Raw genomic sequence first — 23317 nt, 5'->3', positions numbered from 1 at the left:
GGCGGCCCGGCTTGTGGTCGGTGTTCACGCAAGGCTTCTGCGGCCTGTCGCCCAGCGTTTCCTTTCTGACTCATTCCCCCAGGAGCATAGGCATGACTACATCAGAGGCCGCCGGGCCGGAACGGATCTACCAACAGGCGCTGCGGGCCGGCGTGTTTCAGATACAGCGCTGCGCGGCGTGCGAGCACCATGTGTTCTATCCGCGGGTGGCCTGCCCGCATTGCGGCGCGGCGGCGCTGATCTGGGTGCGGCCCAGCGGCGCCGGCACCGTCTATTCCAGTTCGGTGGTGCGCCGCAAACCGGAGCAGGGCGGCGATTTGAACATCGCGCTGGTGGATCTGGCCGAGGGCGTACGGCTGATGAGCCGGGTGGAAGGCGTGGCGCCGGATGCGGTGCGCATCGGCATGGCGGTGCGGGCGTCCATCGTCAGCGAGCAAGGCCAGGCCTTGCTGGTCTTCGTGCCGGAAGGGGGGCGGACATGAGCCGGGCGCAAGGGTTGCGCGGCGCGGTGGCCATCGTCGGCGTCGGCCAGGCCGGCCTGGGCGAGGCCCATGGCCGCAGCGAGATGGAAATCCTGGCCGAAGCCGCCGGCATCGCGATCGCCGACGCCGGCCTGACGCTGGGCGAGATCGACGGTCTGACCACCGCCAGCGTCAACGCCAGCATGTGGGGGCTGCCGGTGGCGGAGTACCTGGGCATCCGCCCGCGCTTCCTGGACAGCACCATGCTGGGCGGCTCCAGCTTTGTCGCCCATATGCTGCCGGCGGCGCTGGCGCTACAGGCCGGGGTGTGCGACGCGGTGCTGGTCTGCTACGGCAGCACCCAGCGCACGGCGACCTTCGGCCGCAAGGAAAGCAATCAGGCGCGGCGCTTCCTCGACCCGATGCCGCATGAACATCCATACCAACCGGCGCTGCCGGTCACCGCCTACGCGCTGGCCGCGGCGCGGCACATGCACCAGTACGGCACCCGCCGCGAGCACCTGGCCGAGGTGGCGGTGGCGGCCCGGCGTTGGGCCCAGCTCAACCCGGAGGCCTATGCGCGCGAGCCGCTGAGCCTGGAGCAGGCGCTGGACGCGCGCATGGTGGCGGACCCGCTGTCGGTGCGCGATTGCTGCCTGGTGACCGACGGCGCCGGCGCCTACGTGATGGTGCGCGCCGAGCGCGCGCGCGACCTGCCGCGGCCGCCGGCCTATATGTTGGGCGTCGCCGGCGCCACCTGGCACCGGCAGATTTCGGCGATGCCGGACCTGACCGTGACCGCGGCGCGCGAATCCGGCGCGCGGGCGCTGGCGATGGCCGGCATGCGCCCGGCCGACATCGACGTGGTCCAGCTCTACGACGCCTTCACCATCAACACCTTGTTGTTTCTGGAAGACCTGGGCTTCTGCGCCAAGGGAGAGGGCGGGCCCTTCGTCGCAGACGGCGCCATCGCGCCGGGCGGCCGGCTGCCGGTCAACACCAACGGCGGCGGCCTGTCCTGCGCGCACCCCGGCATGTACGGCGTGTTCCAGGTGATAGAGGCGGTGAGGCAGTTGCGCGGCGATTGCGGCGCGCGCCAGGTGGCCGGCGCGACTACCGCGCTGGTGCACGGCAACGGCGGCACGCTGTCGTCGCAGGTCACCGCGGTGTTGGGCGGCGCCGCAGCGCTTTGAAAACCTGCGCAATATCTGCTGAGCGTCGGCGAGACGGCGTTGCAACCGGCTTTGGAAGATACCGTATGCACTCTTCGCTTCTTCAGCCCCCACGCCTTGTCTCGCCCCGGCTCGCGAGACTTTGAACAGCTATTGGGAACAAGGAGGCAGACAATGGAAAAGCAAGCCATGTTGGCGGGCAAGGTGGTGGTGGTGACCGGGGCCGGCGGCGGCATCGGGCGCGATATCGCGCTGGCGATGGCGGCCGAAGGCGCGCGGGTGGTGGTCAACGACATCGGCGCCGCGCTCAGCGGCGAGGGCCGCGACGCCGGGCCGGCGCAGCGGGTGGCGACGGAGATCCGCGAGCGGGGCGGGCTGGCGCAGGACAATAGCGACAGCGTGGCCAGCGCGGAAGGCGCGGCCGGGATCATCGCCGCCGCGATCGAAGCGTTTGGCCGGGTGGATTGCGTGGTCAACAACGCCGGCATCTTGCGCGACCGCATCTTCCACAAGATGAGCGAGGAGGAATGGGACGCGGTGCTCAAGGTCCATCTTTACGGCGCCTACCACATGAGCCGCGCCGCGGCGCCGCATTTCAAGGAGCAGGGCTCGGGCAGCCTGGTGCACATGACCTCGACTTCCGGGCTGATCGGCAATTTGGGCCAAGCCAATTACGCGGCGGCCAAGCTGGCGGTGGTGGCGCTGTCCAAGTCCATCGCGCTGGACATGCAGCGCTTCGCCGTGCGTTCCAACTGCATCGCGCCATTCGCCTGGAGCCGGATGATAGGGTCCATCCCGTCGCAGACCGAGGCCGAGCGGCAGCGGGTGGACAAGATCAAACAGATGACGCCGGCCAAGATCGCGCCGCTGGCGGTGTTCCTGGCCAGCGACGCCGCCGGCGCGGTCAACGGCCAGGTGTTTTGCGTGCGCAACAACGAGATCTTCCTGATGAGCCAGCCGCGGCCACTGCGCTCGGTGCAGCGTGATCAGGGCTGGACGCCGCAAACCATAGCCGAGCATGCGATGCCGGCGCTGCAAGGCTCTTTCGTCGGCCTGGAGCGCTCGGCCGACGTGTTCAGCTGGGACCCGGTGTGAAGATGGCTGGGCGAGCAAAGAGCGGCTAAAAAAGTCAGTTTTATGTCTGAGGCAAGTCGGCGCAACGCAGCATCAGGAGTTTTGTTAGCCGCTCTAAGAACGTGTTTACGATCTCGCGAGCTAAGGCGAGACAAGGCGAAAATGGCTGAGAAAGCGGAATGTACGCGTGGTACATGAGCATTTCGAAGGTGTTTTCAACGCCGTATCACCGACGCGCAGCAGATCGTAAACAGGTTCTAAGGAAAGGAGTTCGCATGCTGGATCACAGCCATATCGGCCGGGCGCTGACGCCGTATTCGGTGCTGGTGGAGGCGGGACGGTTGAGGTTTTTCGCCCTGGCCACCGCGCAAAGCGATCCGGTCTACTTTGATCCAGCCACGGCCGAGGCCGCCGGCTACCCGGCGCTGCTGGCGCCGCCGACTTTTCTGTTCTGCCTGGAGTTCGAGTCGCCGCAGCGGGGCGAGTTGTACCGGCTGCTGGACATCGATATCGCGCGCATCCTGCACGGCGAGCAGAGTTTCGCCTACCGACGGCAGGTGTTCGCCGGCGATCGCCTCGATTACGCCGGCCGCATCGCCAACATCTACGTCAAGCGGAGCCGCTCCGGCGGCGAGTTGGGCTTTATCGAGATCGAGACCACGGTCAGCAACGCCGAGCGGCAAGTGGTGGCGGAGTTGCGCCGGGTCACGGTGGTCAAGCCGGCCTGAGCCTGGCTGGAGGGAGAGAGAAATGAACACCGCAGATTGGAGCGAGCCGCAAGTCGGCGACGAATTGCCGGCCTTCACCGCGCCGGCGATCAGCCGCGCCGCGCTGGCCTTGTACGCCGGCGCGTCCGGCGACCACAACCCCATGCACATCGACAGCGATTTCGCCCGCGCGGCTGGTCAGGACGATGTGTTCGCCCACGGCATGCTGGGCATGGCCTACCTGGCGCAGCTGCTGACGCGCTGGGCGCCGCAGGCCGCGCTGCGCAGCTGCCGCGCCCGCTTTGTCTCGATCACCCGCCTGGGCGACTGCCTGCGTTGCGAGGCGACGGTGTCGCAGCTATTCGAGCAGGACGGCGAGCGGCGCGTGCGCCTGCAACTGCGGGCGGTCAACCAGCACGGCGAGACCCGGCTGCAGGGTGAGGCGGTGGTGGCTTTGGCCGCGCCGGACTAAGAACCTGTTTACGATCTTTTGTCAGTACTTGAAACACGGTTTGGTACACAGGAAGTCGCGTATTCGACGCGCCCTGGGTCCCTTCAAGCCTGCCGTCGGGTGGCAGGTCCGAGGTCTTAAGCGGCTGCTTGTTCGAGCAGCGCGACGGTAGCGCGCCATCACTGAGCGAATCAAAGATTCGCACGTAGAGAGTTCAGCCGCGCCTCGGACCTGACGGGACCCGGCGGGAAGCCGCAGGCCAGGCTTGCAGGGTGGCCTTTAGGGGTGGAGGGGATATTTGGCCAAGCAAATATCTCCTCCCTGCTCGCCGGGCAGCCCCGGCAATGAAAATCATCATCCGCACAGCGGATTCCATGTTTTGGAGCCATCACTCGGAAAGATCGTAAACAGGTTCTAAGAACCTGTTCGAGGGCTGGCTAGGCTGGGCTTGGGCTAGGCGCGCCGGCCTCCGCCGCTTCACGGCTGAAGTACAAATCGTGCAGCGCTTCCAACTCCACGCTGGCGGCGGGCTGCGACAGCAGCACCTTGCCGCTTTGCATCAGGTAGACATGGTCGGCCACCGCCAGCGCGCTGCGGGTGCTTTGCTCCACCAGTACGATGGTCTTGCCCTCCCGTTTCAGCGCCTCCAGGCAGGCAAACAGTTCCTGGCTGATCACCGGCGCCAGGCCCAGCGAGGGTTCGTCTATCAGCAGCAGCTGCGGCTCCGCCATCAGGCCGCGCCCCAGCGCCAGCATCTGCGCCTCGCCGCCGGACAGCGAGCCGGCGAGCTGGCGGCGGCGCTGGGCCAGTTTGGGAAACAGCGTGTAAGCGCGCTCCAGGCCGTCGGCCGCCCACGACCGGGCCGCGGGAACAAAGGCCCCCATCCTCAGGTTCTCCTCCACCGTCATGTCCTTGAACACCAGCCGGCCCTCCGGCACCAGAACCATGCCGTGGCCGGGCATGTCCCAGGCGGGCACATTGCGCAAGGACTTCCCGCGCAGGCGGATGTCGCCGCCCTGTATCGGCAGCAGGCCGCTGATGGTGCGCAGCAGCGTGGTTTTGCCGGCGCCGTTGGGGCCGATGATGGCGGTGAGCTGGCCGGCGGCGAAGCGTAGATCCACGTCCCACAAGATGGTGATGCCGCCGTAACCGGCGCGCAGACGCTGGATTTCAAGCATGGTTCTCTCCGGTGTAGCTGCTGACGACGCGCGGATCGCGGAACACCGCCTCCGGCTCGCCGTCGGCGATCAACTCGCCGAAATCGAGCACGCAAACGCGGCGGCACAGCCGGTGTATGGTTTCGATATCGTGCTCTATCAGCAGAATGGTCAGCGCATAGCGTTGCTGCAGGCCTTGCAGCATGGTCATGAAACGGCGCTTGCTGCTGGTTTCCAAGCCGGCCAGCACTTCGTCCAGCAGCAGGATCTTGGGGCGGGTGGCCAAGGCCTTGCCCACTTCCAGCGCCTTCAGTTCGCTCAGGCTCAGCTCGCCGGCCGCCTGGCGCTCGGCCTTGGCGCTCAGGGCCAGCAGGTCCAGGATGCGCTCGATGTCCTCCGGGTCGCGCTGGCCGGCGCCGAAGCGTTGCGCCACTTGCAGGTTTTCCCGCACCGTCAGTTGGTGCATGGGCTGAGGAATCTGGAAGGAGCGGCCTATGCCCAGCCGCGCGCGCTGGTAGAGCGGCAAGGACAGGATGTCGCGGGACTGGAATAAAATGCGGCCGCCGCTGGGCCTGACCAGGCCGGAGATGGTGTTGAACAGCGTGGTCTTGCCGGCGCCGTTGGGGCCGACCAGGCCGACGATCTCATCGTCGCCGATCTCCAGGCTGACGCCCTTGAGCGCGGCGAGCCCGCCAAAGCGCACCGATATGTCTTCAAGTTTCAGCATGCGATGGTTCCTCGGTTCGGCGGCGGCGCAGTGCGCGCTCCAACAGCGGCAACAGCCCGTTTGGACTGACGATGATCATCAGCGCCAGCAACGCGCCCAGCATGATTTCATGGCCTATGGGCAGCAGATTCTTGAACAGCAACTGGCTGACCAGGTAGACCACCGCCGCGCCGACCAGCGGACCGGCGATGGTGCGGTAGCCCCCGAAGATGGCCGCGATCACCGGAATGATGGTCCAGGAGCCGTCGAAGGCGTAGTCGGGCTCCAGGAAGTTGATGATGTGGGCGTTGAAGGCGCCGATGACGCCGGTCATGCCGGCGGACACCAGCAGCATGGCGGCCTTGAGCCCGGTGCTGTTGACGCCGACTACGCGCGTGGCGTCCTCTGAATCGTGCATCGCCTTCAACGCCAGGCCGTAATCGCTGGCGCGCAGCCGGCGGTAAACCGCGACGAACAGCAGCACCAGGGTCAGGATCACCAGATAGGCGCCGGTTTTGCTGGACAGGTCCACGCCGGCGATGCGCGGCAGCGACGGAATGCTGGACAGACCGCCGGCGCCGCCGGTCAGCCCGCGCCACTCGGTGGCCAGGATGCGGAAGATCTGGGCGTAGGCGAGAATGGCCAGCGCGAAGTAGGGGCCTTGCAGCCGCAGCGCCGGCAGCATCGCCAACGAGGCCACGGCGGCGCCCACGCCGCCCAGCAGCATGGACGGCAGCACCGGCCAGCCCAGTTTCAGCGTCAGCAGCGCCGACACATAAGAGCCGACGCCGAAGAAGGCGGCGTGCCCGAAACTGACCATGCCGCCCAGATTGCCCAGCAGCGCCCAAGCCAGCGCGATGCCGCCCAGCGTCAAGGCGGAGACGATCAGGCTCATCAGGTAGAGGCGCTCGCCCAAGAACAGCGGCACCAGCAGGTAAAGCGCGGCCAGCAGCAGGGCGGTGGCCCAGGTTGAAGTTTTCATCCGCGCCTCCCTTTCACGCCGAACAGGCCGTTGGGCATGATGAACAAGACCAGCAGGAACAAGAGCATGCCGGCCAGCTCCTGCAGCGCGGAGCTGAACAGGGTGACGGTCAACGACTCCGCGATGCCCAGCAACAGCGCGCCCAGCAGCACGCCGGGAATGGAGCCGGTGCCGGCCAGCACGGCGATGATGAAGGCCTTCACCGTCAGCGAATGGCCCATCGCCGGCTGGATCACGCCGGAGCTGTAAATGGCGACGCCGGCGAAGGTGGCCAGGATGCCGGCCAGGATGAAGGAGACCATTTCTATCTTGCGCGGATTGACCCCCATCAGCTTGGCCGCTTCGCGGTTGCCGGCGACGGCGCGCAGCGCGCGGCCATGCCAGCTGCGGCTTAGCCACAGCCCCGCCGCGCCTATCAGCGCCAGGCTGACGCAGAAGAACAGCGCCTCGCTGTTCATACTGTACAGCGCGCCCAGGATCAGCGGCTCCTGGAACCAGGTGCTGGCGGTGGAACGGATGTCGGCCTTCCATACCAGCAGGATGGCATTGGTCAGAATGATGCCGATGCCGTAGGTCAGAATCAGCGAGTTCAGTTCGCGATCCTGGCGGATCCGTTCCACCAGCAGGTAGACCAGCGCCGAACTGACACACACCACCGCCAGCGCCAGCGGAATGGCCAGCAGCGGATTGAGCTCCAGCCGGCTCTCGGCGGCGTAGGCGATGTAGGCGGCCAGCAGCACCAGTTCGCCGTGCGCCAGATTGATGATTTTCATGGTGCCGAACACCAGGGCCAGGCCCAGCGCCACCAGCGCGTAGGCGCCGCCCACCAGCACGCCGGAGTACAGCGCCTGCAGAATCAGTTCCGTCATGAGTCGTTCCCTTGTTTTCCGCGCGGGCCCGCTTACCAGGGCAGGGCCGGGTAGCTTGGCTTGGCGGTGGCGTAAGCGGCCGGCCAGACGATGTCGATGTCGCCGTTGGCGCGGAACTGCCCCATGTGGGCGGTGTAGTTGGGGTTGTCGCCGCGTTCATCGAAGCGCACCGGCCCCAGCAGGGTGGCCTCGGCGCCGGCGCGGTGCAGCTCGGCGGCCAGCGCGCCGTTTTTGCTCAGCGTTCCGGCCTGCTCGGTCCTGGCCAACGCGTCGAACAGCAGGCGGGAGATCGCGTAGCTGGTCTGGGCGTGGTAGGAGGCGCTGCTCTTGTAACGCTGGCGATAGGCTTGCTCGAACTCCTGCGCCTGCGGGTTGTTGCCGATCTGAGTGGGCAGCACGGTGGCGCCGAAGACATTGGGCGTCAAATCAGGGAAGGCCGCCGCCATCTTGGGCGTGGCCAGCGCCCAGGCGCCCACCACCGCCTTGAGCGGCGGCTTGAGCACGCGGGCGGCGCGCAGGATGCCGACGTAGTCGTTTTCGTAGGCGATCATCACCATGGCCTCGCTGCGGTCGCGCAGCTTGATCTTGTTGACGATGGGCTTGAAGTCCTTCACCGCCGGGTCGAACGGATGCATGACGGTGGCGATGCCGGCGGCGGCCAGCTTGGCCTTGAGTTTGGCGGCCAGGTCGCTGGTGGCGTCGCGGGAGGAGTAGACGATGGACGCGGACTTGACGCCCAGGCTGCCGAGCAGCCCGCTCATGCCGCGGGCGTAGCCCGGGGTGTTGCTGATGCGGAAAAAGCTTTTCAGGCCGCGTCCCACCATATCGTCGCTGGTGCCGCCGGAGGTGACGAAGGGGATGCCGGCCTTGTTGGCGGCTTCCGACGCCGGGCCGGTGATATTGGAGATCACGCCGCCCACCATCGCCGTCACTTTCTGTTCCGCCAGCTTTTCCACCGCCGCCACCGCCTTGGCCGGCGTGGATTCATCGTCCACCACCACCAGTTGGATTTTATGCTGCGGATAACGGCGGGCGAACACGTCGGCGGCGGTCTGGACGCCGTGGTACATCTCATTGCCGGCCAGGGCCAGCGGGCCGGTCAGCGACAGCTGCACGCCCACTTTGAAGTCGGCGGCGGCAACGCTCATGCCGGCGCTGGCCAGCACCGCGGCCAGCGCCGCGTTCAGACGGGTTTGCTTCATTTTTGTTCTCCTCCTTGCAGGCTCTTATTAAGCGCGGCGGCTTCAGCCAATGACGGCTTCGGCGCGCAGCCGCGCGATGTCTTCCGGTGTTTTTTCGAGCAGTCCGCTCAGAATCTCCCCGGTATGCTGGCCCAGGCGCGGCGGCGGCAGCCGGTAGCGCGGCGGGGTGTCGCAGAGCCGCAGCGGGCTGGCCACGGTGGCGCAGCCGGCCTCGTCGTCCGGCAGCGGAATGTTGGCGTGCAGGCCGCGGTGGCGCACTTGCGGGTCGGCGAACACTTGCCGATAGTCGTTGATCGGCCCGGACGGGATGGCGGCGGCCTCCAGCCGTTGCAGCCAGTCGGCGCTGTCGCGCAGCAGCAAGGCGCGCTCCAGCTTCGGCACCAGGTCCGGACGGTGGACGATGCGGCCGCTGGCGCTGGCGTAGCGCGCGTCCTCGGCCAGCTCCGGGCGTTCTATCGCCTGGCAGAAGCGCTGCCACTGGCCGTCGTTGCCGGCGGCGACCACGATGTGGCCGTCGGCGGTGGCGAACACCTGATAGGGCACCATATTGGGATGGGCGTTGCCCCAGCGGCGGGGAACCTCCCCGGTGTGCAGATAGCTGGTGGCGTGGTTGCCGCCCAGCGCCACCACGCAGTCCAGCAAGGCCATGTCGATATGCTGGCCGGCGCCGCTGCGCTCGCGCGCCTGCAGCGCGGCCAGGATGGCGACGCCGGCGTACATGCCGGTGAGCACGTCGGCCACGGCGAAACCCGCTTTCTGCGGCCCGCCGCCGGGCAGTTCGTCGCGCTCGCCGGTCACGCTCATCAGGCCGCCCTGACCCTGGAAGATGAAGTCATAGCCCGGTTTGCCGGCATAGGGGCCGCTGTGACCGTAGCCGGTGATCGAGCAGTAGACCAGGCGCGGATTGACGGCGCGCAGGTCGGCGTAAGCCAGGCCGTAGCGCGCCAGATCGCCGGCTTTGTAGTTTTCAATCAGCACGTCGCTGCGGGCGGCCAGCTCGCGCACCAGTTGCTGGCCGGCGGCGCAGGCGATGTCGATGGCGATGGAGCGCTTGTTGCGGTTAGTGGACGCGTAATACACCGAGTCCGGCCGCTCGCCTTCGCGGCGCGGCAGCCAGGGCGGTCCCCAGTGGCGGGTGTCGTCGCCGCTGCCGGGCCGCTCCACCTTGATCACGTCCGCGCCCAGGTCGGCCAGGTTTTGAGTGCACCAGGGGCCGGCCAGAATCCTGGACAGGTCCAGTACCCGGAGATGGGACAAAGCGCTGCGCATAAGCGGACTCTCCTTTCTAGCATGGGGGAAGCGCCGCGGAACACGGCGCGGGTCTTCAGGCCGGCAGTTGCAGCACGTGCCGGGCCAGGATGTTGCGCTGGATTTCGTTGCTGCCGCCGTAAATGCTGGCTGGGGTGGCGTTGAACAACAGCGCCGGCGCCTGGCCGGCGTGCGGGTCGGCGTCGGCCCAACTGCCGTATTCCCCGGCCAGGTCCATCAGCTCCAGGCTGATGCGCTGATAGGTCTCGGTGGCCCAGATTTTCAGCGCGGACACCGCCGGCGGCAGCGCTTCGCCGCGCCGGACGATGGCGGCGAAGCGCTTGTACAGCGCGCCCAGGTCGGCCACGTCCAGTTCCAGCCGCGTGTAGCGGTCGGCGAACACCGGATCGTCGAAGTCGCCCTGAGCCCGCGCTTGCGCCGCCAGTTGCGCCAGCGCCTGCTGCGCTTGCTGGGGACTGCCCAGGAAAATGCGTTCGAAGCCCAGCAGCGCCTTGGCGATGTTCCAGCCCTGATTCAGACCGCCCACCAGATTGGCTGCCGGCACCCGCGCCTGGTCGAAGAAGACTTCGCAGAATTCCTCGTGGCCGGCCAGGGTGGCGATGGGGCGGATGGTGATGCCGGGCGTGGCCAGATCTATCAGCAGGAAGCTGATGCCGGTTTGCTGCCGGGCGCGCGGATCGGTGCGCACCAGGGTGAAGATGTGGGTGGCGTCCTGGGCCAGTGTGGTCCAGGTCTTCTGGCCGTTGACGACGAATTCCTCGCCGTCAGCCACCGCCTCGGTGCGCAGCGAAGCCAGGTCGGAGCCGGCGTTGGGCTCGGAATAGCCCTGGCACCAGATATGCTCGCCGGACAGGATGCTGGGCAGGAAGCGCTGCTGTTGCTCCGGACTGCCGTGCCGGATCAGCAGCGGGCCCACCATGACGATGCCCTGGTCCGGCGCCCGCGCCACGCCGTGACGTTCCTGCTCCTCGATGAAGGCCAGGTGGCGGGCCGGCGACAGTCCCATGCCGCCGAAGGCCTTGGGCCAGGCCGGCGCGATCCAGCCCTGGCGGGACAGGGTCAGATACCAGTCGTGGATTTCGTGCCAGCGCAGCCGGCGCGGCGGATGGCGCAGCGCCGGCGGATAGCGGCTTGAAAAGAAGCCGCGCAGCATGCGGCGGAAGTCGTCCTCCGGCATGGCTTCCCAGTCGGCGTCGCGGGGATAGTCCGCCGTCGCCGCTGCTTCCGGCTCAGCGTCCGCTATCTGCGGGCGCAGTTTCCGGTAGCGGCGGCGCTGGTGCTCGGCATTGCCCAGCCAGGCGTTCAGGTGCAGCGCGCGCTTGAAGTAAAGGCCTATGTCGCACTCGTCGGTGTAGCCGATGGCGCCGTGAAGCTGGATCGCCAGCCGGCACATGCCGATGGCGGCGTCGGCGCAGCGGGCTTTCAGCCGGCTGACGCGGGCGCTGTCCAGCCGCGCCGGATCCGCTTGTTCCTCCAGCGCTTCGTCGAGGCCGGCCGCGGCCAGTTCCAGCTGGATGTGGGCGTCCGCCAGCCGGTGCTGCAAAGCCTGAAAGCTGCCGATGGGCCTGCCGAACTGCTGGCGGGAGGCCAGATAGGGCAGGGTCAACGCCAGCGCCTGCCGCGCCACGCCAAGCAGTTCGGCGCTTTGCGCCAGCCGGGAGGCGTCGTTGGCCTGGCGCACCGCGTCCCGCGCGGCGTCGCCGTCGGCCAGCGCGTGGGCGCGCGGCACGGTCACTTGCTCCAGTCGCAGGCTGGCCATCATGCTGCCGTCTATGCCGGGGCTGTAGCTGGGCGTCAGGCCGGGCAGGCCGGCCGGCAGCCAGAACAATAGCCAGCCGGCGTCGCCGCGCGCGCTCAGCAGCCAGCCGTCCAGGTCCGCGGCAGCCGGCAAGGCGAAGGTTTTGTGGCCGTGAAGGCGGTAATGCTCGCCGTCGGCTTCGGCCCGGGTGTCTATGGGGTCGTCGTCCTGCTGGCCGGCGCGTTCCTGCCAGGCCAGCGCCGCCAGCAGCCGGCCGCCGGCCAGCCGTTCCAGCAATTGCGCGCGCAGCGGGCTGTCTGGACAAGCGCTGAGCGCCTGCGCCGCCTGCACCGCCACCGCGGTGAACGGTTCCGGCAGCAGGCTGCGGCCTATCTCCTCGGCGACGGCGGCGACGGCGGCCAGGTCCAGTCCCAGCCCGCCGTCGCGTTCCGCCAGCAAGATCGCCAGCCAGCCGGCGGCGGCGAGGTCGCGCCAAGACGCGGCCTCATGGCCGCTGGGCAGGCGACCGCGTCCGTCTCTGACGCGGGTGGCGTGATTGTCGCGGCTCAGCAAGTCGCGGGCGCTGTCGCGCAGCTGGGCCAATAGGTCTTGATCCATGTCCGGCCTCCATCGTTCTCTATTTAGCGCGGCTAACAAAACTCCTGATGCTGCGTTGCGCCGACTTGCCGTACTCAAGTACTGCCTGCGTCGGCGCGCCTTGCCTCAGACGTGAAACTGATTTTTGTTAGCCACTCTTAAATCCGGAATTCAGGAATAGACTCGATGATCTGACCCACATCGACAATTCGCATTTGGCGAAGCGAGGATTAGGCTGGGCTTAAGCGGCGGCGCGCATGACGGGCGCCTAGGTTTGCGCCATCGCGCCCGGGCTGGCACAATGGCGCCGTTGTCATTGGGGAGTAGCCATCTTCGGCCCCGCCGAAGAGGCCGCGTCAACAAACTTGAGGAGCTTTCCTCATGGCGCGGTCAGCGGCCGGCATTGCCGGCGCCGCCAAGCGAGACCTTTGGCCACGATGCGTTTGCCGCCGGGCAAGCCGCGTCGTTGCGCCATTGTCCATTCGCTTGCCCGGCCCAAGACTATCCATGCTGTTGACCCTGTTTTTTCTGCTCGGACTCGCCGTCCTGATCTATCTTTCCTGTCAATATTTCGTCAACGCCATCGAATGGTGCGGCCGCCATCTGAACTTGGGCGCCAGCGCCGTCGGCACCGTGCTCGCCGCTTTCGGCACCGCCTTGCCGGAAAGCGCGGTGACCTTGACCGCGATGGCCTTCGGCGATACGCCGCAACATAAGGATATCGGTGTCGGCGCCGCTCTGGGCGGGCCGCTGGTGCTGGCCACGCTGGCCTACGCGGTGGTGGGTTTCGCGCTGTGGCGCAACCGCAGCCGGCTGGGGCGCGGAGATTATCTGCTGCGCGTCGATCACCGCCGGCTGGCCGGCGATCAACTGGCCTTCCTGCTGGTCTTCGCCTTGAAGGTGGTCTTGGGTCTGGTGGCCTTCGCCATCAAGCCCTGGCTGGGCGTGCTGTTCCTGGCCGCTTACGCCGCCTATGTCTGGCGCGAGATCCGCAGCGCGGACACCGCGCCGGAAGAGGAGGAGCTGGACCCCTTGAAGCTGCGCGCCGGCGGCGGCCTGGGCTGGGCGGCGACGCAGGCCTTGCTGGCCCTGGTGGTGATCGCGGCGGCCGCGCACGGTTTCGTCGCGCAGCTGGAGGCGCTGGCCGGGCACTGGGGCATGGCGCCGCATCTGGTGGCCTTGCTGTTGAGCCCGGTGGCCACCGAGCTGCCGGAAATCATGAACGCGCTGATCTGGCTGCGTCAGGGCAAGGAGCGTTTGGCGCTGGCCAATATTTCCGGCGCGATGATGATTCAGGCGACGATTCCCAGCGCCTTCGGCCTGTTCTTCACCCCGTGGATGTTCGACGGCGTCCTGCTGTGGTCCGGACTGGCCACAATGGCGGCGATTGTCGGACTGTGGCTGTTGTTCCGCCGCGGCAGCGTGGACGGCCGCTGGTTGCTGGGCGCGGGCGCGGTGTACTTGGTGTTTGCCGGCTGTCTGGTGTGAGAATTTGTTTACGATCTGCTGCGCGTCGGCGATACAGCGTTGAAACCCGCTTCGAAATGCTCATGTACCGCATGTACATTCCGCTTTCTCAGCCGGTTTCGCCTTGTCTCGCCTTAGCTCGCGAGATCGTAAGCATGTTCTGAATACTTGTTTACGATCTGCTGCGCGTCGGCGGGATAGTTTAGATAAGGGCGTTGAAACCCGCTTCGAAATGCTCATGTACCGCATGTACATTCCGCTTTCTCAGCCGGTTTCGCCTTGTTTCGCCTTAGCTCGCGAGATCGTAAGCATGTTCTGAATACTTGTTTACGATCTGCTGCGCGTCGGCGGGGTAGTTTAGATAAGGGCGTTGAAACCCGCTTCGAAATGCTTATGTACCGTATGTACATTCCGCTTTCTCAGCGGTTTTCGGCTCGCGAGATCGTAAACAGGCTCTGAGACGGGCTCAGAGCCAGGCCGCCACGCCGCCGTGATGCGAGCAAGTGCCGCGCCGATGCTGGCTGAAGCTGTAGCTGCCGTCGCGGCAGCGCGCGCTGGCGCCGGCCGGCGGCTTGCCGGAGCGGGTGTGGGCCGGGCTGTGGACCTCTACGCCGTCGGAGTTGGTGTAGCTGCCGTGTTCCAGCAACTGTTCTTGCGCTGGCGCGCTGGCGTGGCGATGGGTGGGCGGCGCTTTGGCCTGAACCGGCGCGGCCAGCAGGGCCAGGCCCAGGCCGAGGAGGGCGACGACGCGCCGCCAAGCCGGCGTACGGAACTGCGTGAGCTTTTCCATGTCATTCGATTGTTTAATGATTCATTTAAAAAGCTTGAATCTGTCTATGATTCCTTACGGGCCATTTAGATGAGTTCAAGCGCAAAAGAATATGTATCGCATTTTAGTTCATTGTCATTGTCACGGGTAGCGGCAATGCGCATCGGGGGAACTAAACCGCGATGGCCGGCCCCGCCATGGGCCGCGTCGTCACACCGATCTGGGGATGGAACTATGGATTATTTCGCGCAGCGGCGCGTTTTGCTGGCGGCCTTGGCCGCCTCGCCGTTGATCTTGGGTTGTGCCCGCCCGCCGTTGCGGGCGCCGGGCGAGGCGCCGGCGGCGCGACAGCTGGCGGAGCTGGAGCGCAACGCCGGCGGCCGCATCGGCGTGTTCGCGCAGGAGGTGGACAGCGGGCGGAGCCTGGCCTATCGCGCCGATGAGCGTTTCCCGATGTGCAGCACCTTCAAGCTGCTGCTGGTGGGCGCCTTGCTGCAACGCAGCGTGGCGCAGCCGGACCTGCTGTACCGCCATGTCGACTACCGGCGCGATCAATTGATCGACTATTCGCCTATCTCCGAGCAGCATGTGGAGCAGGGCATGTCGGTGAAGGATTTGTGCGATGCGGCGATGCGCTTCAGCGACAACACCGCCGCCAATCTGCTGCTGGAGCAGTTGGGCGGGCCGCAGGAAGTGACTCGCTTCGCCCGTTCGCTGGGAGACGGCCAGAGCCGCCTGGACCGGATCGAACCGGAATTGAACCTGGCCGAACCGGACGATCCGCGCGACACCACCACGCCGGCGGCGATGACGGCCAATCTGCATGCGCTGCTGTTTTCCCCCTTGTTGCCGGAGCGGCAGCGCGGGTTGTTGAACGACTGGCTGCTGGGCAACACCACCGGCAATCTGCGCATCCGCGCCGGCTTGCCGGCGGAATGGCGAGTGGGGGACAAGACCGGCAGCGGCGGCCACGGCGCCGCCAACGACGTGGCCGTGGCCTGGCGGCCGGGCAAGTCGCCGTTGCTGCTGTCGGTGTATTACTGGGGATCGTCGGCGATGATGGACGAGCGCAACGCGGTGATCGCCGCGGTGGCGCGGGTGGCGGCCGCCGAGTTTATTTAAGTAGGAGGCCGCGCGCTGAAAATCTTGCGCGGCGGGCGGGTTCTGCCGGAATCAACAACGCCGCAGCCAAAGCTGCGGCGTTGTCGCGCCAGGCCTGGAGCCTGTTTCAAAGTCTCGCGAGCAAGAGCGAGACAAGGCGAATATCAGCGAAAAAGCGGAATGCGCGAGGGCTGCGTGAGCATTTTGAGCGGGTACTCACCGCGCAAGGCTTCGCGAAGCGCAGCAGACTTTGAGCCGGTTCTCAGGGCAGGCGCGCCGGCGTCACCACGATGCCGGCGCGCAGGCCGGGCTTGACCGTAGGATTGGGGAACAGGATGCGCTCCTCGCCGCCGACGGCCACATAGCGGTGCTCGCCGTCCTCGGCGATCAGGAAACCGTCCGGCAGCGCGGTGAAGTTTTCCACGTCGTCGGCCAGGTGCAGGCGGAAGGCCTCGCTGTGTTTGACGATGTCGTACTTGGCCTGGAACAGCGGCAGGTCGCCGTCGCGGTAGCCGGGCAGCTCTTGCTCCGGTTCGGCGATCAGCCGGCGCAGCGCCTGGTCGATGCCGGCGAAGCGGGACAGATCGTTTTGACCGAAGGGCCGCGCCTTGCCCAATTCCAGCGTGAAGGCGTCCGCCTGGCAGTGGCGGCTGGTGAAGTAGCTGAAGGTATTGGCCGGCTGGCTGTGCAGCAGCACGGTTTCCACCTGGCAGCTTTTCAGCCAGGCCAGTTGCGCGCGGTTGTGCGGACGCTCGTGGAGATAAGGGTAGATGGCGAACTTCTCAAACACCGAGCCGCGGATCGCGGTGTGCAGATCGTAATGCCAGCGGCGGCCGCGGGCGGAGGCGAAGAAGTCCGCCGCCGCCTGTTCCAGCCGCGCGGCGCGCGCCGCTTCGCGAGCTTCCGGCTGGCGCGCGTGCGCGCCGTTGAACAGCCGGTTCATATCGTAATCCAGATAACGCTTGCCCAGCCGCATCGCGTCCAGGTTGCCGAAGATCACCAGCAGCCGGCAACGCAGCGCCAGCTTGCCGCCGGCGATGTCGGCCAGGATGGCGTTGAGCACTTCGATCGGCGCGGTTTCATTGCCGTGCACGCCGCTGGACAGCAGCAGGGAATCGCCGGCCGCGGCGACCGGCTCCAGCTCGACGACGCCGTAATCCAGCCAGCGCGCCCGCACGCCGGAGGGCAGCTGCCATTCCGTGGCGGCGGAGGAGGCGGGGTTCATGGTCCAGGACAGAAAATCGTGGTGATGCTCGCGCATGGGCTGGCTCGTGCTTGCGGCTAGTGATGACCGGGGCATTGTAACCAGAGCCGGCGCGGCTAGTGGCGGCGCGTGGCGCAGATTTGAAAAAACATGCCGTATTTGGGCTAAAAGCCTTGTCCGGCGGGGCTTGGCGCGCCAGGCCGCATTGTGGTTTTTTCGGGCTGCGGCGCAGGGGGACCAAGCGCGACCTTGTTGAATATTTTGGACAAGTCCATTGCCTGAAACGCGGCGACTCCGGCCGGAGAATCGGCCGCTTGCCGGCATGAGGAAAATATAGGGGGCTGTTTTTGCTCAAGCCTTGCCGGGCAAGGCTCGCCGGGCCGCTTGGCGCGGGCTTGTCGATTAAATTGGACATGCGGATTTTTATACATTTTTTTACTTGTCAAGCCGCGTGATGTTGTTACAATCCGCGCTCGTTTGCAGCTTTGCAAACCTACAATTCAATTGTTTCGCTCCGACATCCCAGGCCCACATAAAAGCTGTTCAGCCCGAAAGCCGCGCACTAAGGAGCGGGGTTATCCATCATAAGGATGCTCTTGCGGCTGGCTTATCGCTTTTTCTGCGGCGGCCTGGGCGCGTCCTTTGGAAATCCCTGTGTCCACCCATTGCGCGGGGTTCAGGGCTTTCCGTCAGTTCTTGAGGGGAAAACTCATGGCTTGGTCTGTGGCTGATAGCCGGGCGTTGTACGGCATCCGGCATTGGGGAGCGGGGTACTTCGACATGGGCGCCAACGGCAATATCGTCGTGCGTCCGAATGTGCGCCAAAATAAGGAAATCGACCTGCACCGCCTGGTGGGCGAGCTGTCCGGCAAGGGCCTGGACCTGCCGCTGCTGGTTCGTTTTCCGGATATTCTGCAAGACCGCGTTACCCGTCTGTGCGCGGCCTTCGACAAGGCCATCGCCGAACAAGGCTACGGCAACCGTTATACCGCCATCTATCCGATCAAGGTCAACCAGCAAGAAGCGGTGGTGAAGAGCATCATCGCCACGCCTGACGTGTCCATCGGCCTGGAAGCCGGCTCCAAGCCGGAACTGATGGCGGTGCTGGCGCTGGCGCCCAAGGGCTGCACCATCGTCTGCAACGGCTACAAGGACCGCGACTACATCCGTCTGGCCCTGATGGGCGAGCGTCTGGGCCACCAGGTGTTCATCGTCATCGAGAAAGAGTCGGAAGTCGAATTGGTGATCGACGAATCCCGCAAGCTGGGCATTCGTCCCAATATCGGCATGCGCGTGCGTTTGTCCTCGCTGGCGTCCAGCAAATGGGCGGACACCGGCGGCGAGAAGGGCAAATTCGGCCTGTCCGCCGGCCAACTGATTTCCGCCGCGGACAAGCTGACCGAAGCCGGCCTGGCCGACTGCGTGCGCCTGATGCACTTCCACATGGGGTCGCAGATCGCCCACATCGGCGATTACCGCAGCGGTTTCGGCGAAGCCATTCGCTATTTCGCCGAACTGCGCGCGCTGGGCCTGCCCATTGATCACGTGGACGTGGGCGGCGGCCTGGGCGTGGATTACGACGGCACCCATTCGCGCAACGACAGCTCGATCAACTACGACATGGACGAGTACGCGCACGTGATCGTCTCCATGCTGTCCGAGTTCTGCGGCGAGAACGGCATTCCGCATCCGCGCATCCTGTCCGAATCCGGCCGCGCGATGACCGCCCACCACGCGGTGCTGATCATGAACGTGACCGATGTCGAGCGCCTGCCGGACGAAGTGCCGCAGGTGGACGACATCGCCGCGTTGTCGCAGCCGGTGCGCAAGCTGTTTGAGCTGGTGCAGCTCAACGACGACGACCTGGTCACTGAAATCTACTACCGCGCAAGCCACTACGTGTCGGAAGTCACCGATCTGTACGCCGCCGGCCGCCTGTCGCTGAAGGAAAAGGCGCTGGCCGAAGACGTGCACGCCGCGCTGTGCCGCCGCCTGCACAGCCAGCTGCAAGCCAGCCAGCGTTCGCAGCGCCAGGTGTACGACGAGCTGACCGACCGCCTGGCCGACAAGTACTTCTGCAACTTCTCGGTGTTCCAGAGCCTGCCGGACACTTGGGCCATCGATCAGATCCTGCCGATCACCCCGCTGCACCGTCTGAACGAGCAGCCGACGCGCCGCGCGGTGCTGCAAGACCTGACCTGCGATTCCGACGGCAAGCTCAAGCAGTACGTGGACCAGCAGAGCATCGAGTCCAGCCTGTCCGTGCACGAGGTGAAGCAGGGCGATGAGTATCTGATCGCCGTGTTCCTGGTGGGCGCTTACCAGGAAATCCTGGGCGATATGCACAATCTGTTCGGCGACACCGACTCGGTCAACGTCTATGTGCGCGACGGCGGCGAACTGGAGTTCTCCGGCGTGGAAGAGCACGACACCATCGAAGACATGCTGCGCTATGTGCACCTGTCGCCGGAGGACATCCTCAACCGCTACGAAGCCAAGTCCCGCGCCGCGGACCTCAGCAGCGAAGAACGCAGCCTGTTCTTCGCCGAGTTCTGCCGCGGCCTGAAGCAGTCGTCTTACCTGTCGGTCTGATTCGACTCAGCAAGCGCTAACAAGACAGCCGGGCGACGCCCGGCTGTTTTCATTGGCGTCGTCGTCTGTGCGCGGACAGACCATCCTGTGCTGGACGAAATTAAGCAATTTCACCTATGGCTGCCTAAGTTTGTGTTTTTTCTAGGATTTTTGCGTGAATTTTACGCCGGGCGCTGCCGGTTTCGAGCGGGCGCTTGCAATGCGGGAAAAGCTTGCTAGTTTGAGAAAGCCAATAATTGATTGGCATAAACATGGGGGTTGCCATATGTCTTTCTCTAGCGTTCCTTACTTCCTCACCTATAGCCAAAACACCGCGTTGGGCATTACCGCCAAAGATTCGATGAGCGGTTCCCAGCTGTACCTGCAGCCCATTCAGGGCAACTTCCTCTCGCTGTTCAACATCGACTTCGCCAGCGGCGTGCTGGCGCTGTCCACCAGCGGCAACCAACTGGTGATCGACATTTCCGACCTGTCCAGCGGCAAGCCGCTGGTGCTGCGTCCGTACAACCCGTCCTCGCTCAGCCAGCAATGGGATCTGTTCTCCCGTCCGGGCTTTATCTCCAGCCGTCAAAACCCCAATCTGGTGATCGACAACCAGAGCCGCGGCGGCGTGGGCAGCCTGATCTGGCTGTACGAGTTCAACGCTTCGCCGGCGCAGCAATGGGCGCTCAAGCCGCTGACCTCGGCGCAACGTTCGGAACTGGTGCTGGAAACCGCTGAATAAGCGCAAGGCAAAAATCGCGGCGGCGGGCGGCATGGCCCGCCGCCGTTTTTTTGGGTTTACGGAAGGAGCAAGAGATGGGCTTCAGCAGCACTTCGTACTTCATCACCTCGGCCTATTTTCCGGATTACGCCATTGTGGCCGACGACTCGATCAGGGGCGCGCGGCTCAGCCTGCAGCCGTTCCAGAACAATTTCGCCGCCTTGTTCAATATCGATTTCGACCGGGGCTTGTTCGCGCTGGCCACCAGCGGCAATCAATTGGTGATCGCCGCCAATGAAGTGGCCGACGGCTCGCCGCTGCAACTGGACCTGCTGCCGGAACCCGCGCTGCCCAATCAGCGCTGGGATGTGTTCTCCCAGCCGGGCGACATCGTCTGCCTGGCGGACCGCGCCCTGGCCTTTGGTTTCGGCATGGAAAAAATCTTTCCGCCGACCTTGCGGCTGCGCAAGCTGCACCCCGGCCGGCCGCCGATGTGGATTCTGCGGCCGATGACCGTGCCCGGCGGCTGAGTCCTCGTCATCCGCCGCGCCTGGCGCCATGGCGCGGCGGCGTTTTCAAGAGCGCAGCAACTGCTCGCGCACCCAGACCGCGGCCAGGCCCAGCGGCCGCCGCCGCGACCACACCAGGTCGATGTGGCGCGCCTTGGGCCAGCCCGGCGCGCGCAGCTCCCGCAGCCGCTCCGCGCCGAAGGAATCCGCCAGCCAGCGCGGCAGCTCGGCCCAGCCGGCGCCCAGAATCGCCATTTCCAGCAGCATCAGATAGCTGGGCGCAAACCAGCAGCGCCGGCTCAGCGTCTCCGGCTTGCTCTCGGTATAGGTGTTCAGCCGCAGCTCGCGGTAGCGGCTCAGCGCCTGCCGGTCCACCTGTTCCAAAGTCGCCAGCGGGTGGTTGCGCGCCACGTACAGCGCCACCTCGCTGACCTCGCCCAGCGTGGCGTGGCCGATATCGGCCGGGTACTGCTTCTGCGCCGCCATGCAGCCCAGATGCGCGCGTCCGGTCTGGATCAAGTCCAGCACATCGTCCTGCTCGCCCACCAGGCATTCCAGCTCCAGCGCCTCGAAGTTCTGCTCCAATTGCTGCGTCACTTCCTGAAAACGCGAAGACTGGTAAGTGTCCGACAGCACCAGGGTCAGCCGCGGCTCCAGCCCGGCGGTCATCAATCGCGCCTGCTGGTTCAACTCATCGCCGATGGCCAGCATCTGCCGCGCATAGCCCAGCAGGTGGCGGCCGGCCTGGGTCAGCGCCGGCTGGCGGCTGCCGCGGTCGAACAGCTGCACCGCCAGGTCGATCTCCAGATTGGCGATGGCCTCGCTGATGGTGGACTGGCTCTTGCCCAGCCGCCGCGCCGCGGCGGAAAACGAACCCAGTTCGGCGGCGTTGGCGAAGGCCGCCAGCGCGTCCAGCGACATACTCATATCGGTTTCTCCGATTAAACCTATCTTTATCCTATCCGAAAAACCAATAAAAATCGCGTCATTGCCCTGCAAACCTGGTGTTCAAAGTCTGGCGAGCCAGGGCGAAAACAGCTGGGAAAGCGGAATGCACATGCGGGACATGAGCGTTTCGAGCTGGTTTTCATATCCATTCCGCCGAAGCGCAGCAGATTTTTAAGGAGAATCGATGCAAGTGAAGAAATCCTGGCCGGAGCGCGCCTTCTACGCCATTGTCTACGAACTGTGCGCCGTCATGCTGCTGATGCTGATGGCCAGCTGGCTGCTGAGCCAGGACACCGCGCAGATCGGCGTGCTGGCCCTGATGATGACCACGGTGGCGATGAGCTGGAACATCGTGTTCAACGCCTTGTTCGAGCGGCTGGAGCGGCTGCGCGGCTGGGTGCGTACCCCGGCGCTGCGCGTGGCGCACGCCTTGTTGTTCGAAGGCGGGCTGGTGGTGCTGTTGGTGCCGCTGGTGGCGTGGTGGCTGGAAGTCAGCTACTGGCAGGCCTTCCTGCTGGACATCGGCTTCTTCCTGTTCTTCCTGCCTTACACCTTCGTCTTCAACTGGCTGTACGACGGCTTGCGCGCCAGCTTGTTGAACCGCTTGAACCGCGCGCGGGCGGGCTTGATTTAATTTATCGGATTTTCCGATGGTAATTATTTTTTACCCATCCGAAAAACCAATCAGAATAAGGCATTCTTTAAACGGTCATGATTGGGAAATAACATGAACAAACAAAAATCCTGGCTGGAGCGCGGCTTCCACGCCGTGCTGTACGAACTGTGCGCGATGGCCTTGCTGGTGCCTATCGCCTCATTGCTGATGGAACAAAGCCTGCTGCATATGGGCGCGCTGGCCTTCATGATGTCGACGGCGGCCATGTCTTGGAACGTGGTGTTCAATATGCTGTTCGACCGCCTGGAGGCCTTGATGGGCTGGACCCGCACCACCGCGGTGCGCTGCCTGCACGCGCTGATGTTCGAGGGCGGCCTGGTGATTCTGCTGGTGCCGCTGGCGGCGTGGTGGCTGGACGTCAGCTACTGGCAGGCCTTCCTGCTGGATTTGGGCTTCTTCGCCTTCTTCCTGCCTTACACTTATATCTTCAACTGGCTGTACGACGCCTTGCGCGCCAGGCTGCGCGAGCGCGGCGGCAAGCCGTGCGCCGAACTGGAGTCTTGAATGAAAACCTGGTTGTTTCTGGCCGTGGCCATCGTCAGCGAGGTGATCGCCACCTCCTCGCTGAAAGCGTCCGAGGGCTTCACCCGCCTGGGGCCGTCCTTGCTGACCGCCGCCGGCTACATGCTGGCCTTCTACATGCTGTCGCTGACCCTGCGCCAGATTCCGGTGGGCGTGGCTTACGCGCTGTGGTCCGGCGTCGGCATCGTGCTGGTTTCCATCGTCGGCTGGGTCATGTACGGCCAGAAGCTGGACGCGCCGGCGATGATAGGCATGGGCCTGATCGTGGCCGGGGTGTTGGTGATGAATCTGATGTCCAAATCGGTGGCGCACTGAATCGGCGCTTCGGCTCTATCCGCCGCGCGGAAGAGGGGCAGACGCAAAAACCGGCCGGGATTCCCCGGCCGGTTTTGTTTTGCGCGGCGCCGCCGCTTAGAGCCGCGAACAAAACCACGCAGAGAA

The 23317-nt window shown here is 65.4% G+C and carries 23 protein-coding genes and 1 riboswitch; of the genes, 13 read left to right on the top strand and 10 right to left on the bottom strand.

Annotated elements, in window-relative coordinates; genetic code table 11:
• Positions 1-92: 92 nt before the first annotated feature.
• The 5 genes from VK98_RS15225 to VK98_RS15205 all read left to right on the top strand — a co-directional run bounded on the left by VK98_RS15225 (position 93) and on the right by VK98_RS15205 (position 3886).
• Positions 93-482: a Zn-ribbon domain-containing OB-fold protein gene (locus tag VK98_RS15225; protein ID WP_048414866.1), complete on the top strand. Its 390-nt coding sequence runs from the start codon at positions 93-95 to the stop codon at positions 480-482.
• Positions 479-1654 carry a thiolase gene (locus tag VK98_RS15220; RefSeq protein WP_048414845.1) on the top strand — a complete coding sequence of 392 codons (1176 nt, stop codon included), beginning with the start codon at positions 479-481 and terminating at the stop codon, positions 1652-1654. The genes VK98_RS15225 and VK98_RS15220 overlap by 4 nt, the downstream gene beginning before the upstream one ends.
• 153 nt (positions 1655-1807) lie before the next feature.
• Complete coding sequence (locus VK98_RS15215; RefSeq protein WP_197083061.1) at positions 1808-2728, top strand: SDR family oxidoreductase; 921 nt, start codon at positions 1808-1810, stop codon at positions 2726-2728.
• A 254-nt stretch (positions 2729-2982) separates the two neighbouring features.
• Positions 2983-3435, top strand: coding sequence for a MaoC family dehydratase N-terminal domain-containing protein (locus tag VK98_RS15210; RefSeq protein ID WP_048414844.1), 453 nt, complete (start codon positions 2983-2985; stop codon positions 3433-3435).
• A gap of 22 nt (positions 3436-3457) precedes the next feature.
• Positions 3458-3886: a MaoC family dehydratase gene (locus tag VK98_RS15205; RefSeq protein WP_048414843.1), complete on the top strand. Its 429-nt coding sequence runs from the start codon at positions 3458-3460 to the stop codon at positions 3884-3886.
• A 416-nt stretch (positions 3887-4302) separates the two neighbouring features.
• Here the strand turns inward: VK98_RS15205 and VK98_RS15200 are convergent, their stop codons facing one another.
• The 7 genes from VK98_RS15200 to VK98_RS15170 are packed head-to-tail and all read right to left on the bottom strand — an operon-like array spanning position 4303 to position 12406.
• Entirely contained in the window at positions 4303-5043 is a 741-nt protein-coding gene (locus tag VK98_RS15200; protein ID WP_048414842.1) for an ABC transporter ATP-binding protein, read from the bottom strand.
• A complete protein-coding gene (locus tag VK98_RS15195) occupies positions 5036-5749 on the bottom strand; it encodes an ABC transporter ATP-binding protein (protein ID WP_048414841.1) in 714 nt (237 codons plus the stop codon). The genes VK98_RS15200 and VK98_RS15195 overlap by 8 nt, the downstream gene beginning before the upstream one ends.
• Positions 5736-6710: a branched-chain amino acid ABC transporter permease gene (locus VK98_RS15190; RefSeq protein WP_048414840.1), complete on the bottom strand. Its 975-nt coding sequence runs from the start codon at positions 6708-6710 to the stop codon at positions 5736-5738. Before VK98_RS15190 ends, VK98_RS15195 begins: the two co-directional genes overlap by 14 nt.
• Positions 6707-7579, bottom strand: coding sequence for a branched-chain amino acid ABC transporter permease (locus VK98_RS15185; RefSeq protein WP_048414839.1), 873 nt, complete (start codon positions 7577-7579; stop codon positions 6707-6709). The genes VK98_RS15190 and VK98_RS15185 overlap by 4 nt, the downstream gene beginning before the upstream one ends.
• A 32-nt stretch (positions 7580-7611) precedes the next feature.
• The gene (locus VK98_RS15180; RefSeq protein ID WP_048414838.1) at positions 7612-8781 is read right to left on the bottom strand and encodes an ABC transporter substrate-binding protein; all 1170 of its coding nucleotides are present in this window, start codon (positions 8779-8781) and stop codon (positions 7612-7614) included.
• A 42-nt stretch (positions 8782-8823) separates the two neighbouring features.
• On the bottom strand, positions 8824-10050 hold the full coding sequence (locus VK98_RS15175) for a CaiB/BaiF CoA-transferase family protein (RefSeq protein ID WP_048414837.1): 1227 nt from the start codon (positions 10048-10050) through the stop codon (positions 8824-8826).
• Positions 10051-10105: 55 nt separating this feature from the next.
• On the bottom strand, positions 10106-12406 hold the full coding sequence (locus VK98_RS15170) for an acyl-CoA dehydrogenase (protein WP_048414836.1): 2301 nt from the start codon (positions 12404-12406) through the stop codon (positions 10106-10108).
• 285 nt (positions 12407-12691) lie between these two features.
• Positions 12692-12836, top strand: a riboswitch (yybP-ykoY riboswitch).
• A 56-nt stretch (positions 12837-12892) separates the two neighbouring features.
• Between VK98_RS15170 and VK98_RS15165 the strand changes: the two genes are divergently transcribed.
• A complete protein-coding gene (locus tag VK98_RS15165; RefSeq protein WP_048414835.1) occupies positions 12893-13873 on the top strand; it encodes a sodium:calcium antiporter in 981 nt (326 codons plus the stop codon).
• Positions 13874-14318: 445 nt separating this feature from the next.
• On the opposite strand, the gene VK98_RS15160 is transcribed toward VK98_RS15165, so the two are convergent.
• Positions 14319-14642 carry a DUF3761 domain-containing protein gene (locus VK98_RS15160; RefSeq protein ID WP_048414834.1) on the bottom strand — a complete coding sequence of 108 codons (324 nt, stop codon included), beginning with the start codon at positions 14640-14642 and terminating at the stop codon, positions 14319-14321.
• A gap of 213 nt (positions 14643-14855) precedes the next feature.
• Here VK98_RS15160 and bla point away from each other — a divergent pair, with 213 nt between their 5' ends.
• Positions 14856-15743, top strand: coding sequence for a class A beta-lactamase (gene bla, locus VK98_RS15155; protein ID WP_048414833.1), 888 nt, complete (start codon positions 14856-14858; stop codon positions 15741-15743).
• 241 nt (positions 15744-15984) lie between these two features.
• On the opposite strand, the gene astE is transcribed toward bla, so the two are convergent.
• Positions 15985-16983, bottom strand: coding sequence for a succinylglutamate desuccinylase (astE, locus tag VK98_RS15150; protein WP_156187891.1), 999 nt, complete (start codon positions 16981-16983; stop codon positions 15985-15987).
• Between the two features lie 654 nt (positions 16984-17637).
• Between astE and speA the strand changes: the two genes are divergently transcribed.
• The 3 genes from speA to VK98_RS15135 all read left to right on the top strand — a co-directional run bounded on the left by speA (position 17638) and on the right by VK98_RS15135 (position 20751).
• Positions 17638-19518 (top strand): arginine decarboxylase, encoded by a 1881-nt coding sequence (gene speA / locus VK98_RS15145; protein ID WP_048414831.1) that lies wholly within the window; start codon positions 17638-17640, stop codon positions 19516-19518.
• 265 nt (positions 19519-19783) lie between these two features.
• Complete coding sequence (locus VK98_RS15140) at positions 19784-20242, top strand: RICIN domain-containing protein (RefSeq protein ID WP_197083060.1); 459 nt, start codon at positions 19784-19786, stop codon at positions 20240-20242.
• Between the two features lie 74 nt (positions 20243-20316).
• The gene (locus VK98_RS15135; RefSeq protein ID WP_048414830.1) at positions 20317-20751 is read left to right on the top strand and encodes a hypothetical protein; all 435 of its coding nucleotides are present in this window, start codon (positions 20317-20319) and stop codon (positions 20749-20751) included.
• 45 nt (positions 20752-20796) lie between these two features.
• Here VK98_RS15135 and VK98_RS15130 read toward each other — a convergent pair whose 3' ends face one another.
• Entirely contained in the window at positions 20797-21657 is an 861-nt protein-coding gene (locus VK98_RS15130) for a LysR family transcriptional regulator (RefSeq protein ID WP_048414829.1), read from the bottom strand.
• 205 nt (positions 21658-21862) lie between these two features.
• Between VK98_RS15130 and VK98_RS15125 the strand changes: the two genes are divergently transcribed.
• The 3 genes from VK98_RS15125 to VK98_RS15115 all read left to right on the top strand — a co-directional run bounded on the left by VK98_RS15125 (position 21863) and on the right by VK98_RS15115 (position 23191).
• A complete protein-coding gene (locus tag VK98_RS15125; RefSeq protein ID WP_048414828.1) occupies positions 21863-22312 on the top strand; it encodes a multidrug/biocide efflux PACE transporter in 450 nt (149 codons plus the stop codon).
• A 93-nt stretch (positions 22313-22405) separates the two neighbouring features.
• The gene (locus VK98_RS15120; RefSeq protein WP_048414827.1) at positions 22406-22858 is read left to right on the top strand and encodes a multidrug/biocide efflux PACE transporter; all 453 of its coding nucleotides are present in this window, start codon (positions 22406-22408) and stop codon (positions 22856-22858) included.
• Positions 22859-23191 carry a multidrug efflux SMR transporter gene (locus VK98_RS15115; RefSeq protein WP_048414826.1) on the top strand — a complete coding sequence of 111 codons (333 nt, stop codon included), beginning with the start codon at positions 22859-22861 and terminating at the stop codon, positions 23189-23191. It begins immediately after the preceding gene.
• The last annotated feature ends 126 nt before the right edge of the window (positions 23192-23317 follow it).

The organism is Chromobacterium sp. LK11 (assembly GCF_001043705.1).
Taxonomy (GTDB): domain Bacteria; phylum Pseudomonadota; class Gammaproteobacteria; order Burkholderiales; family Chromobacteriaceae; genus Chromobacterium; species Chromobacterium alkanivorans.
Note: the sequence above shows the minus strand (reverse complement) of the source record. Positions and strands in the feature narration are given on the sequence as shown.

Coding starts and splice junctions, on each gene's coding strand:
- VK98_RS15165 (WP_048414835.1), top strand. CDS start 12,893: ATGCTGTTGACCCTGTTTTTTCTGCTCGGACTCGCCGTCCTGATCTAT.
- VK98_RS15205 (WP_048414843.1), top strand. CDS start 3,458: ATGAACACCGCAGATTGGAGCGAGCCGCAAGTCGGCGACGAATTGCCG.
- VK98_RS15210 (WP_048414844.1), top strand. CDS start 2,983: ATGCTGGATCACAGCCATATCGGCCGGGCGCTGACGCCGTATTCGGTG.
- VK98_RS15125 (WP_048414828.1), top strand. CDS start 21,863: ATGCAAGTGAAGAAATCCTGGCCGGAGCGCGCCTTCTACGCCATTGTC.
- VK98_RS15115 (WP_048414826.1), top strand. CDS start 22,859: ATGAAAACCTGGTTGTTTCTGGCCGTGGCCATCGTCAGCGAGGTGATC.
- VK98_RS15160 (WP_048414834.1), bottom strand. CDS start 14,642: ATGGAAAAGCTCACGCAGTTCCGTACGCCGGCTTGGCGGCGCGTCGTC.
- astE (WP_156187891.1), bottom strand. CDS start 16,983: ATGCGCGAGCATCACCACGATTTTCTGTCCTGGACCATGAACCCCGCC.
- bla (WP_048414833.1), top strand. CDS start 14,856: ATGGATTATTTCGCGCAGCGGCGCGTTTTGCTGGCGGCCTTGGCCGCC.
- VK98_RS15185 (WP_048414839.1), bottom strand. CDS start 7,579: ATGACGGAACTGATTCTGCAGGCGCTGTACTCCGGCGTGCTGGTGGGC.
- VK98_RS15135 (WP_048414830.1), top strand. CDS start 20,317: ATGGGCTTCAGCAGCACTTCGTACTTCATCACCTCGGCCTATTTTCCG.
- VK98_RS15170 (WP_048414836.1), bottom strand. CDS start 12,406: ATGGATCAAGACCTATTGGCCCAGCTGCGCGACAGCGCCCGCGACTTG.
- VK98_RS15225 (WP_048414866.1), top strand. CDS start 93: ATGACTACATCAGAGGCCGCCGGGCCGGAACGGATCTACCAACAGGCG.
- VK98_RS15175 (WP_048414837.1), bottom strand. CDS start 10,050: ATGCGCAGCGCTTTGTCCCATCTCCGGGTACTGGACCTGTCCAGGATT.
- VK98_RS15180 (WP_048414838.1), bottom strand. CDS start 8,781: ATGAAGCAAACCCGTCTGAACGCGGCGCTGGCCGCGGTGCTGGCCAGC.
- VK98_RS15130 (WP_048414829.1), bottom strand. CDS start 21,657: ATGAGTATGTCGCTGGACGCGCTGGCGGCCTTCGCCAACGCCGCCGAA.
- VK98_RS15195 (WP_048414841.1), bottom strand. CDS start 5,749: ATGCTGAAACTTGAAGACATATCGGTGCGCTTTGGCGGGCTCGCCGCG.
- VK98_RS15120 (WP_048414827.1), top strand. CDS start 22,406: ATGAACAAACAAAAATCCTGGCTGGAGCGCGGCTTCCACGCCGTGCTG.
- VK98_RS15215 (WP_197083061.1), top strand. CDS start 1,808: ATGGAAAAGCAAGCCATGTTGGCGGGCAAGGTGGTGGTGGTGACCGGG.
- VK98_RS15140 (WP_197083060.1), top strand. CDS start 19,784: ATGTCTTTCTCTAGCGTTCCTTACTTCCTCACCTATAGCCAAAACACC.
- speA (WP_048414831.1), top strand. CDS start 17,638: ATGGCTTGGTCTGTGGCTGATAGCCGGGCGTTGTACGGCATCCGGCAT.
- VK98_RS15200 (WP_048414842.1), bottom strand. CDS start 5,043: ATGCTTGAAATCCAGCGTCTGCGCGCCGGTTACGGCGGCATCACCATC.
- VK98_RS15190 (WP_048414840.1), bottom strand. CDS start 6,710: ATGAAAACTTCAACCTGGGCCACCGCCCTGCTGCTGGCCGCGCTTTAC.
- VK98_RS15220 (WP_048414845.1), top strand. CDS start 479: ATGAGCCGGGCGCAAGGGTTGCGCGGCGCGGTGGCCATCGTCGGCGTC.